The sequence below is a fragment of the Desulfosporosinus sp. OT genome (assembly GCF_000224515.1).
Taxonomy (GTDB): Bacteria; Bacillota; Desulfitobacteriia; order Desulfitobacteriales; family Desulfitobacteriaceae; genus Desulfosporosinus.
This window is the reverse complement of sequence record NZ_AGAF01000058.1, coordinates 1-1605: the sequence shown is the minus strand read 5'-3', so window position 1 is coordinate 1605 and position 1605 is coordinate 1. Positions and strand designations below refer to the sequence as shown.

The window sequence follows — 1605 nt, the reverse complement described above, 5'->3', positions numbered from 1 at the left end:
TGTTAAACTAAATGACTACTTAAACATTAGAAGTTGGCTCGGATCGACGTCAAGGGCTTTAGCGATTCTGTAAATGGCAATAACAGATAAACCATAGACAGATGTGCTTTCAAGATGGCTAATGGTGGTATAACTCAATTCCGATTTTTCGGCAAGCTCACTCTGACTGAGGCCTCGCTGCTTCCGAAGAAATTGAATTTTAAAACCTATATTCTTCAAAAATTGATTCTCTTCCCTGCTATACGACTTGCTGCTGATAGGGGACATATGATTCCTCCATTAGATACAACAATATATTATATCTAATTCTATCTAAAATGGAATTGCAAGAATACGCATTTCAGAGGTATAATGTTGTAGTTGTAGTGCAAGATTAGTTCGTTTTGATCCAAGAAATAGTAGAGGAAGGAGAATTACATTGTTAAACATTGGTATATGTGACGACAAGCTCATCCAGCGTAAATATCTGATGATGTTAATTCAAGAATATGAAACTGAAAATGACGTCAGATTCAAACTTTATCAATTTGATAGTGGAGAAACACTTATTGAAAAGTTCAACGAGGATAAGAAATTTTTTGATCTTTTCTTCCTTGATAACTATATGAAAGGAATGACCGGACTGGAAACGGCTTTACATATTCGGCGCGACAATACTGCCTGCCATATTATTTTTGCAACGGCTTCCGATGAGGCTAATGCTTTTATGACCGCTTCTCCACTCCAAATACTGTCCAAGCCTGTCCAAAGAGAAGATGTTAAGTCCATATTAAATAAAGTATTAGCTTGGAAAGCCGGCGATAGTTACAGATTATGAGCTTCTTACGTATATATGTTAAGCATTAAGGTGCAGCGCATTTCCTGTCTATCATGTCGTGATAAAGACCACAACATAAACCTGACCCCGTAATTGAGTTACCAGTGGTTAGCAAGTGATTACTTTCATCTTTAATTTAGAGTAAACGCATGTTAATAATTGTCTATTATCATGGATTTGCGTATAATAACTTAAGAGGTGAATCGCTTTGAAAACGAGTGTTATAAAGGATAAAAGAAATCATAAAAGAGTAATCTCCAGTGTCAGAGCTTCAATGGCGATGGAAGGATTGCAACCAAGTTTACATGCTCAGGCCCTTGGCAAACTGTATCTTGAAGATAAAATTACTGGCAGAGAAGCAATTGCAAGGATAAAGGAAAGACACTCTGCTAAATTTGGACTATAAAATGGGTAACGGCTTTTCAACTTATGACCCTTTAGAAAATCGGCAGTCAATCTATTGTTATAAAGGAACAGATATATTAATTAACAAGGAAAACATCCGTGATGCAAAAGCTCTGGCTGAGTACGAAGCAGATATTACAATGATTCGGCAATATGAACTTGAAAATGAGCAAACTGTAAAAGGCAAATTTGGTATTACCCATTTAATACGGATTCATAAATATATTTTTCAGGATGTTTATCCTTTTGCAGGAAAATTGAGGAGGGAGTTTATCGCAAAGGGAAGTACCCCTTTTTGTGATAGTCCATTTATTGAAGAAAACTTACAATCCTTATTGCGCAAACTATATAAGGAAAACCATTTACGAGACTTGAGTACTGAA

Annotated in this window: 4 protein-coding genes; 3 read left to right on the top strand and 1 reads right to left on the bottom strand. The window is 36.0% G+C overall.

Translation table 11 applies throughout. The annotated features are described in order from the left end of the window. Positions 1-15: 15 nt before the first annotated feature. Positions 16-267, bottom strand: coding sequence for a helix-turn-helix transcriptional regulator (locus tag DOT_RS04900; protein ID WP_040411290.1), 252 nt, complete (start codon positions 265-267; stop codon positions 16-18). Positions 268-418: 151 nt separating this feature from the next. Here DOT_RS04900 and DOT_RS04895 point away from each other — a divergent pair, with 151 nt between their 5' ends. The 3 genes from DOT_RS04895 to DOT_RS04885 all read left to right on the top strand — a co-directional run. Then, on the top strand, positions 419-817 hold the full coding sequence (locus DOT_RS04895; protein WP_009615064.1) for a response regulator: 399 nt from the start codon (positions 419-421) through the stop codon (positions 815-817). A gap of 208 nt (positions 818-1025) precedes the next feature. Then, a complete protein-coding gene (locus DOT_RS04890; RefSeq protein ID WP_040411289.1) occupies positions 1026-1223 on the top strand; it encodes an antitoxin VbhA family protein in 198 nt (65 codons plus the stop codon). Between the two features lies 1 nt (position 1224). Beyond that, a partial coding sequence (locus tag DOT_RS04885; protein ID WP_009615060.1) for a fic family domain protein occupies positions 1225-1605 on the top strand: 381 nt, incomplete at its 3' end.

Coding starts and splice junctions, on each gene's coding strand:
- DOT_RS04900 (WP_040411290.1), bottom strand. CDS start 267: ATGTCCCCTATCAGCAGCAAGTCGTATAGCAGGGAAGAGAATCAATTT.